Annotated in this window: 6 protein-coding genes and 2 pseudogenes; 5 read left to right on the top strand and 3 right to left on the bottom strand. The window is 70.1% G+C overall.

The features are described 5' to 3' along the window. Positions 1–22: 22 nt before the first annotated feature. Positions 23–649: a hypothetical protein gene (locus AC3EN4_RS24060; protein ID WP_435207975.1), complete on the bottom strand. Its 627-nt coding sequence runs from the start codon at positions 647–649 to the stop codon at positions 23–25. A 185-nt stretch (positions 650–834) separates the two neighbouring features. On the opposite strand from AC3EN4_RS24060, the gene AC3EN4_RS24065 reads away from it, so the two are divergent. Further along, positions 835–1,005: a hypothetical protein gene (locus AC3EN4_RS24065; protein ID WP_422739333.1), complete on the top strand. Its 171-nt coding sequence runs from the start codon at positions 835–837 to the stop codon at positions 1,003–1,005. Between the two features lie 54 nt (positions 1,006–1,059). On the opposite strand, the gene AC3EN4_RS24070 is transcribed toward AC3EN4_RS24065, so the two are convergent. Both AC3EN4_RS24070 and AC3EN4_RS24075 read right to left on the bottom strand, forming a co-directional pair. Next, a complete protein-coding gene (locus AC3EN4_RS24070) occupies positions 1,060–2,316 on the bottom strand; it encodes an SGNH/GDSL hydrolase family protein (RefSeq protein WP_422739334.1) in 1,257 nt (418 codons plus the stop codon). A 179-nt stretch (positions 2,317–2,495) separates the two neighbouring features. Further along, on the bottom strand, positions 2,496–3,206 hold the full coding sequence (locus AC3EN4_RS24075; protein WP_435207977.1) for a hypothetical protein: 711 nt from the start codon (positions 3,204–3,206) through the stop codon (positions 2,496–2,498). 239 nt (positions 3,207–3,445) lie between these two features. On the opposite strand from AC3EN4_RS24075, the gene AC3EN4_RS24080 reads away from it, so the two are divergent. The 4 genes and pseudogenes from AC3EN4_RS24080 to AC3EN4_RS24095 all read left to right on the top strand — a co-directional run bounded on the left by AC3EN4_RS24080 (position 3,446) and on the right by AC3EN4_RS24095 (position 9,324). Continuing rightward, the gene (locus tag AC3EN4_RS24080; RefSeq protein ID WP_435207979.1) at positions 3,446–5,503 is read left to right on the top strand and encodes a DNA gyrase/topoisomerase IV subunit B; all 2,058 of its coding nucleotides are present in this window, start codon (positions 3,446–3,448) and stop codon (positions 5,501–5,503) included. A 32-nt stretch (positions 5,504–5,535) separates the two neighbouring features. Beyond that, positions 5,536–5,790, top strand: a pseudogene (locus AC3EN4_RS24085) (DNA gyrase subunit A); the annotation flags it as partial. Then, positions 5,782–6,570: pseudogene (locus AC3EN4_RS24090) on the top strand (LAGLIDADG family homing endonuclease); the annotation flags it as partial. The pseudogenes AC3EN4_RS24085 and AC3EN4_RS24090, both read left to right, overlap by 9 nt. Before the next feature lie 270 nt (positions 6,571–6,840). Further along, positions 6,841–9,324: a DNA topoisomerase (ATP-hydrolyzing) gene (locus AC3EN4_RS24095; protein WP_435207990.1), complete on the top strand. Its 2,484-nt coding sequence runs from the start codon at positions 6,841–6,843 to the stop codon at positions 9,322–9,324. The last annotated feature ends 50 nt before the right edge of the window (positions 9,325–9,374 follow it).

Below are 9,374 nucleotides of genomic sequence, written 5' to 3' on the forward strand. Positions count from 1 at the left end.
GGAACCCCGGCCGGCCCGCCGCTCAGCGTCCGGCCATGGCCATCTGTCGCTTGCCCATGCCCATGCCGACCTTGGCCAGGCCCGCCGGGGCGCTGCGCATCCCGCCGGTACGGCTGAGGATGCCGCGCAGCACCTGACCGGGCTTCTGCTGCTCACCCATGTACGCGGTGACCACGACCAGCGACCCGGTCAGCGCCGGGATCGCCCACTGGAGCAGCTTCATCTGTCGCTGCGAGGAGGCGACGCTGGCCGGTGTCTGGTGGTTGGGTTCGGTGGCGCCGCTCACCGGCGGTCCGCCCGCCTTCTCCAACCGCATGCCGACCAACCGGCTGTAGCCGGTGACCGCGAGTGCGCCGATCGTCAACGCGGTCTTGAGGGCACTGGCCCGGCCCACTCCGCGTTGGGCCGCCACCCGCGGGCTCTCGGTGACCAGTTCGCCGACCGCTCCGGCCAGGTGGGCGCCGATCGCGGCCGCGTTGACCGGTGTCCACTTCGACCATCCGGCCGACGCGACCGGGAGCCGCTGGGTCGAGTCGTTGATCTTCGCCGCTGCGCCGTTGACGCCGAAGGCACCCATGAGGGAGCCGCCGAACCAGGCCGCCAGACCCAGATCGTGCATCGAGCGCAGTGCGGTGTGTCGTTCGGACATGTGATCCCCTTCCGCCGTGTCGGGCGACGCGGCTTACCCGTCGCCCGGACGGCTAACCCCGTCGTCCGCCGGTCGTTCCCCGCGACGGGGACATTCGGGCGTCGGGACCACGAACCGCGTCCGGCAGGAGTCGTCGGCGCGGCGGCGGGTAGATCCCGGTCGAGACCGACGGAGAGGGGAACGGCATGTCGCAGCCGGACGAGGTCCGCGAGAAGACCCCGAAGACCGACGCGGTGCTCATGCATCCGGACAACGATCCGCACCGCACCACGGCCGAGGTCGCGCCCCGCAAGGACCACGGGCAGATCCAGGTGGAGCGGGACGGCGACCGGACACCGGTGGAGCCGCAGGAGTGATCGGACACGACGGAGGCCCCGCCGGACGAGCGGGGCCTCCGGTGGTGAAACCGGTCAGGAGACCGAGATCGACCCGTTGCTGGCGCGGACACAGGACACCGCGCGGGCGGCGGTGACGGCGGCGCCGGCGAGGCACTGGCCGAGCACCTGGTGCCCGGTGGCGTTCGGGTGCCACGACTCCTGGCAGGTCTGGAAGTAACTGACGCAGGTGTTGGCGATCCGCTGGATGGCGATCTTGTCCTTGCCGGCGAGGCTGGTCACGAAGGTGCCGGTCGCGCCGTCCTGGAGCCGGATCGGGGTGGCCAGCGCGCCGGTCGGGCTGGACGTCGTCTCGCACAGCCGCGCCCCGTCGAAGGCCCGCTGCACGTTCAGGTAGACCAGGTCGTCGTTGGGGAACTCGGCGGCCAGGGTGTCCCGGGTGGACTTCACGATGCCGCCGAGACCCTGGGAGAAGCGGTGTCCCGGGGCGAGGCTGGCCCGGTGGATCGGGCAGCCGGCCGCGTACCGCTCGGCGCCGAGGTCACGGAACTTGTCCCGGGTGTCGTCGCGCCCGTCCTCCTCGTGGAACACGGCGTTCAGGTCCAGCGGCAGCGGGTTGGTGTAGTCCTGGAACACCACCCGGTGCTGTCCGTCCGCGTCCACCTGGTCGAGGGTGGTGAGGATCTGGCGTACGGCGGCGGTGGTCTCCGCGGTGGCGGCGCTGAGCTGCGCGGCGGTGGCCAGGTCGGCGTCGCTGCACGGCTTCTGCTCGACCGGCCCGTTGAGGTACGCCCAGAACTCCCACCAGCCGGTCCAGGCGTCGGCGATGAACCGGTTGGCGCACGTCTCCGCGACGCTGCCGAAGGTGAACGAGCTGTTGTTGGACCCGAGGCCGATCAGCACCAGGTCGATGTCCTGGGTCTGCGCGACGGCGCGGAGCTGGTCGAGCTGCGCGGCCACCGTACGGCCGTTGGCCCGTGCCTGGGAGGCGTTGGCGATGTCGTGCGGCTGGCCGCCGGAGCAGGCGAGGTTGAACCGGTTCTGGATGCCCGGCAGGTTCGCCTGGTTCAGCGAGGCGTTCGCCGACCGGTGGCAGAAGAACGCGTTGTTGTTCGGCGCCGTCCAGCCGGGGAAGCCCTGGGTGACCCCGTTGGCGTCGACCACCGGGGTGTACGCCCCGGCGCCCTCCCCGCTGATGAAGCTGTCGCCGAGCGCCACGGCGGCGGTGGGCAACGCGGCGGTCGCGGGGGCGGGCAGCGCGACGGCGGTCGACAGCGCGGCTGTGACGATCGTGAGTGCCGCGGCGAGCGCGGTGCGGCGGAACCTGGGCATGGGGCCCCCATCCATCGAAAGATGAAAGATTCTCTGAGAGCGCGATCAGATCACCCCTGTGCAACGGGCGTCAATGGCCCGTAACAGAATCTTTCGACGATCGACACGTGGGTTGCGGCGCGCAGCGGTACGCGACGGCGCGAGGTCACACCACTGTGGAGGCGCCGGGCGCCCGGGCGTCAGGCGTCCTTCACGGCGGGCACGCCGACGTCGCCCTCGCGCCGGCCGCGCACGGCCGCGCCGAGCGCGTTCAGACCAACACCCCAGATCAGGAGTACGCACAACCACTGCGCCCACCGCAGCACGCTCATCTCGCCGGAGAGCAGGTTGCGCACGCCGCCGAACGGGGTGAGCCACGGCTGCGCCGGACGCAGCGCGGGCACGGCCTCCAACACCCCGAACAGCCCCAGCGGAAGGACGATCGTGGCGAGGAACGCGACCACCCGCGAGCGCAGCAGCAGCCCCAGGCCGGTGCCCACCAGCCCGGCGACGATCTGCACCAGCACACCGCCCACCGCGACCGTGCCGACGTGCCGCCACGGGTCAGCCGCCCCGTCGGCCGGGCTCAGGGCCAGGGTCGCCGCGCAGATCACCACGCCGGCCACCCCGATCACGACGGCCGGCAGCAGCACCCCGAGCACGGTCGGGACGACTCCGGCGGACGTCCGGCGCGGGTCGTGCACGAGCAGGATGCCGAACAGCGGCGTTCCCACCGACATCAGGCTCTGGACCGTCCCCGACAGGTCGACGAACGTCCGGTCGGCGGGCGCCGCCGCCGCGACGAGCGCCACGGCGGTGAGCAGCCCCGCCAGGAGCGTGCCCGCGAGCAGCCAACGGCGGGCCCGCGTGCCGAGCGAGCGCCGCAGGGACTCGCGTGCCGTCTGGTCCACGCCGACCGCCTCCCCGCGTCCGTCGTCCCCCGATTGACGGATCGTACCGACGTGGGTGTCTCTGCGTGATCCCGCGCTCACGACGCGGCTGTTCGGTGGCTCACGTTCACCGGGTCGAGCACGGCGGGTCGCGTAGGTCCTCCGGGAGTTGTCTCAGTCTCGGGCTAGGCTCGCTGCGGCGCGCCGGCCGACCGACGTCGGGACGGCACCACATCGCCGAGACCGGGGAGTACGACCAGTTGACCGCAGAGCCTGACACCCTGTACGGGGCCGATGACCTCACCCACCTCGAGGGGCTGGACGCCGTCCGTAAGCGGCCCGGCATGTACATCGGTTCCACCGACAGCCGTGGCGTGGGTCACCTCGTCAACGAGATCCTCGACAACTCCACCGACGAGGGCGTCGCCGGCCACGCCACAAACGTCGAGGTGACGCTGCACGCCGACGGCTCGGTGCAGGTCGACGACGACGGTCGGGGCATCCCCACCGACGTGCACGCCAAGTCCGGCATCTCCGGCGTCGAGCTGGTGCTGACCCGGCTGCACGCGGGCGGCAAGTTCGGCGGCTCCGGCTACAAGACCTCCGGCGGCCTGCACGGCGTCGGCGCCTCCGCCGTCAACGCGCTGTCCCGCCGGTTCGACGTCACCGTCCGCCGCGGCGGCAAGGTCCACTCGATGTCCTTCCGGCACGGCGTACCGGGGATCTTCGACGGTGCCGGGCCGGACGCACCCTTCACCGCCGGGCCGGGCCTGCAGGTGACCGGGGCGATGAAGCGCGGCCAACGCACCGGCACGTCGATCCGCTGGTGGCACGACGCCCGCTACTTCGAGACCGGCGCGACGCTGGACGTCGACGCGGTCCGGATGAAGCTGCGCAACACCGCGTTCCTGGTCCCCGGCGTGACCTATCTGCTGCGCGACGCGACCGGTGAGGCGCCCGTCGAGGAGCGGTTCCACTACCCCAACGGGCTCAGCGACATGGTCGAGTTCCTCGCGCCGGCCGGCGACCGGCCGGTCTCCGGCACCCTGCTGGTCAACGGCGAGGGGACGTACCGGGAGAACGCCGCCGACGCCAACGGCGTCATGCAGTCGAACGTGCAGCGCCGCGCCGAGGTCGAGGTGGCGTTCCGCTGGGGCACCGGATACGAGCGCACCGTCGAATGCTTCACCAACACCATCCGCAACGCCCACGGCGGCACCCACCGCAAGGGCTTCGAACGGGCTCTCGTGCGTACCCTCGCCGATGCCGTGCGCAACACCCGCGGCCTGCTCAAGGCCAAGGAGGAGCCGCCCACCCTGGACGACGTCCTGGAGGGGATGACCGCCGTGGTGCACGTGCGGATCCCCGAGCCGCAGTTCACCTCGCAGACCAAGGACGAACTGTCCACCACCGGCATCACCAAGGTCATCCAGAGCCTGGTGGACGCGCACGTCAAGTCCTGGCTGGAGGACCGGCGCACCAAGGCCGAGGCGCGCGTCGTCCTCCAGAAGATCGTCGACGCGGCCCGGGTGCGGCTCACCCAGAAGCAGCAGAAGGACGCCGCCCGGCGCAAGACCGCCCTGGAGGGCGCGTCCATGCCGCCGAAGCTGGTCGACTGCCGTGCGACCGGCATCGACCGCAGCGAGCTGTTCATCGTGGAGGGCGACAGCGCCCTCGGCACGAGCCGGATGGCCCGTTCCTCGGAATACCAGGCGTTGCTGCCGATCCGGGGCAAGATCCTCAACGTGCAGAAGGCCAACCTCCAGCAGGTGCTGGACAATGCCGAGTGCGCGGCCATCGTCCAGGTGCTCGGCGCGGGGTCGGGGCGGACGTTCGACCTCTCCGCGCTGCGCTACGGCCGCGTACTGATCATGGCCGACGCCGACGTGGACGGCGCGCACATCCGTACGCTGCTGATCACCCTCTTCGCCCGCTACATGCGGCCACTGATCGAGGCCGGCCGGCTCTACGCCGCGATGCCGCCCCTGCACAAGATCACCACCAAGGGGCGGAACCCGCAGACCATCTACACCTACACCCAGGCCGAGATGGAGACGACGGTCCGCAAGCTGGAGAAGGCCGGCAAGCAGATCGTCACGCCCATCCCGCGCTTCAAGGGCCTCGGTGAGATGGACGCCGACGAGCTGTGGGAGACCACGATGAACCCGGCCACCCGGGCCGTCCGACGGATCACCCTCGACGACGTGGACGCCGCCGAGCGCATCCTCGAACTGCTGATGGGCGAGAAGGTCGAGCCGCGCCGCAACTGGCTCATCGACTCCGCCGACCGGGTCGACCGTGAGGCGATCGACGCATGAGCCGACGTTCCATTCGAGTGGAGAGCTGAGTCATGGCACGCCGCAAGGAAAACAAGGTCGACCTCTCCTCGTTCGACCAGGCCGGCGCCCGGGTCTTCGACAATCCGCTGGTCACCGAGGTCTCCGACTCCTACCTGGAGTACGCCTTCTCGGTCATCCACTCCCGCGCGCTGCCGGACGCCCGCGACGGCCTCAAGCCCGTACACCGGCGCATTCTCTGGTCCATGTACGAGCAGGGCTACCGCCCCGATCGAGGGCATGTGAAGTCCGCCCGCATCGTGGGCGACTGCTTCGTCGCCGGCACACTCGTCTCGACGCCCACCGGTCTGCGGGCCATTGAGGAGATCGAAGTCGGGGACCTCGTGCTCGACGGCGACGGGACCTCCGTGCCGGTGACTGCTGTTTATCGGAATCCGACGTCCGAGCTCGTACGCGTGACCTGGAGCAACGGGCACACGATGCTCGTCACGCCAGGCCAGCGCTTCCGTGTGGTCGCCGACGACCTCTCGGTTGGGTGGACGGAGGCTCAGGACCTTTCGGGGCGACTGACGTTGGCGTACGGCAGTCGTCGCAACGCGCTGCCGACTCCCGACGGCGACGTCTATGACTACGTGCGCGGGTTGTTGGTGGCCGAAGGCTTTCCTGTCCATCGGTCTCGCGAGGCGGACGGTCGGGTCCGAATCCACATGTGCGACGTCGAGCCGCTGGATGTCGCTCACGGCTGGGCCATCGCCAGTGGATTGAATGTTTCGCGAGGTAAGCGCGAGGCGCGTAACCCCCTCCATCGCGATCAGCACATCCTGACCTTCAGCCGGCACGAGGGCCTGCTGGAGGCGACCGAGCCGCTCAGCCGGGACAAGTACATACCTCGCGACATCGTCGAGAACCGTTCGGCGTGGGTGCCGTTCCTCGCTGGCTTTTTCGACGGAGACGGTTACGTCCGTAAGCGCTTCCGGGAAATTGTCTTTGTCAGCACGAGCGAAGTGCTGGTACGACAGATCTACGCCATGCTCGCCGACCTTGGGCTGCATGGACATCACTGGACCAGTGGTCGTGCCTCCGCTGGTAATCCACTTCTTGGTCTCTCGGTCAGCGGGCGGGACGCCGCGGACCTTGCCCGGTTGCTGCTGCCCTGGGTACGGATCGGCTACAAGCACGACGGCTTGCAGCGGGTCACCGAGATCGGCTACCAGTACGGCGGCAAGCAGGGCAACGATCGGTTGCCGTACGAGCCGCTCATCGCGGAGTTCACCGCAGCGCATCAGGGCGGCGGATGGTTCCGGGACCAGGACGGAAAGGCCTTCCGTGACTCGCTCTCGGGCAGCGGTGGACCGAAGGTGCGCTACGGCAAGGACCGTAATGGCGTCCCGCTCGCGGACCGGTCGTTCCAGTTGGAGCGGGCGGTACGGGACGGTTGGATCCGCAAACTCCGCCGCCTCGGCTCACCGCTCGCTGCTCGGCTCGACGCGTTGGTCGGCAATTCGTTCCTGCGGGTCACCTCCGTTGAGGCAGTTTCACCCGACGTCACGTACGACATCCAGGTGGGCAGCGACGAACACGCCTTCGTCGCTGAGGGACGCGTCGTTCACAACTGCATGGGTAAGTACCATCCGCACGGCGACGGGGCGATCTACGACGCGATGGTCCGCCTCGCGCAGGACTTCTCGCTCAACGCGCCACTCATCGACGGACATGGAAATTTTGGTTCCCCAGACGATGGCCCGGCTGCCAGCCGTTACACGGAAGCGCGGATGTCCCGTGAGGCCATGCTGCTCGTCGGTGAGCTGGGCGAGGACACGGTCGACGTCGAGCCCAACTACGACGGGTCGCTGACCCAGCCGACCGTGCTGCCGGCGGCCTTTCCCAACCTGCTGGTCAACGGCGCGTCCGGGATCGCGGTCGGGATGGCCACCAACATGATCCCGCACAACCTCGCCGAGGTCGTCTCGGCGGCCCGCTGGCTGATCAACCACCCGGACGCCACGCTGGACAAGCTGATGGAGTTCGTTCCCGGGCCCGACCTGCCCACCGGTGGCATGCTGCTCGGCCTGGACGAGGTGCGCCGCGCGTACGAGACGGGTCGCGGCGTGGTGCGCATGCGCGGCAAGGTGGAGATCGGCCCGATCGAGGGCAGCCGGGGTCGTCAGGCGATCACCGTCGTCGAGCTGCCCTACGGGATCGGCGCGGAGAAGGTCATCGCGGCGATCACCAACGAGGTCACCAAGACCAAGCGGCTGACCGGCATCGCCGACGTCAAGGACCTCACCGACCGGGAGAGCGGCACCCGCCTCGTCATCGAGTGCAAGGTGGGGGTCAACCCGCAGGCGCTGCTCGCCGACCTGTACCGGCTCACACCGTTGGAGCAGTCCTTCGGCGTCAACAACCTCGTGCTGGTCGACGGTCAGCCCCGTACCCTCGGGTTGAAGGCCCTGTTGGAGGTCTTCCTCGCCCACCGGTACGAGGTGGTCACCCGGCGCAGCGCCTACCGCCGGCGCAAGCGCGAGGAGCGGTTGCACCTGGTCGACGGTCTGCTGATCGCGCTGCTCGACATCGACCGGGTGGTCCGGTTGATCCGGGGCAGCGACGACGCGCAGGCGGCCAAGGACGGGCTGATGAGCCAGTTCGGGCTCTCCGACATCCAGGCCACCTACATCCTGGACACGCCGCTGCGCCGCCTGACCAAGTACGACCGGATCGAGCTGGAGGCCGAGCAGGAGCGGCTGCGTGCCGAGATCGCCGAGCTGTCCACGATCCTGGACGACGAGCGCGTGCTCAAGAAGCTGGTCTCCGACGAGCTGGCGGCCGTGGTCAAGCAGTTCGGCGCCGAACGGCGTACGACGCTCGTCGACGGTGACCTGAAGGAGGTGTTGGCGGCGTCCGCGCCGGCCGGCCCGCTGGAGGTCGCCGACGACCCGTGCCAGGTGATCCTTTCCGCGACCGGGCTGGTCGCCCGGACCGCGGCCGAGTCGGAGGAGAGCGCCGAGGGGCGTCGGCGCAACGGCCGGGTCAAGCACGACACGGTACGCGCGATCGTGCACTCGACGGCCCGGGGGCGGGTGCTGCTGATCACCAGCGCGGGTCGCGCGTTCAAGATCGACGTGCTGCCGCTGCCGGTGCTGCCCGAGCAGGCCGGCACGGTGTCGCTGCGCGGTGGCATGTCCGCCGCCGAGCTGGTGCCGCTGGAGGCGGGGGAGACCGTGGTCGGGCTGGCCCCGCTGGGCAGCACCGCCGAGGCGTCACCCGGGTTGGCGTTGGGCACCCGGCAGGGCGTGGTCAAGATCTGCGCCCCGGAGTGGCCGGTGCGCTCCGACGAGTTCGAGGTGATCGGTCTGCGCGACGGTGACGAGGTGGTCGGGGCGACCTGGCTGGCCGACGGCACCGAGACGTTGACGTTCGTGACCTCGGAGGCGTCGTTGCTGCGCTTCGCGGCCGGACTGGTCCGCCCGCAGGGTCTCAAGGGCGGTGGCATGGCCGGCATCAACCTGCCGACGGGGGCGCGGGTGGTCTTCTTCGGCGCGGTACGCACCGACGACCCGGGTCACGGTGAGCCGATGGTGGTCACCTCCACCGGGGCGACGGTCAAGGTCACGCCGTTCCAGGCGTACCCGGCGAAGGGCCGGGCGACCGGCGGCGTGCGCGCCCACCGCTTCCTCAAGGGTGAGACGGACGTCGCCGTGGCCTGGGTGGGACCGCGCCCGGTCGGCGCGACCGCCACCGGCGAGCCGGTCGAACTGCCGGCGGCGGACCCCCGCCGCGACGGCAGCGGCTTCGCCGTGATGCTCGGCCCCACGGTCATCGGCCACCTCATCGAACGCGACTAACCCCCCACCCCCCGCTTGGCGCCCGGTTGATCATGAAGTTATAGCCACCG

The organism is Micromonospora sp. bgisy143, assembly GCF_057708145.1.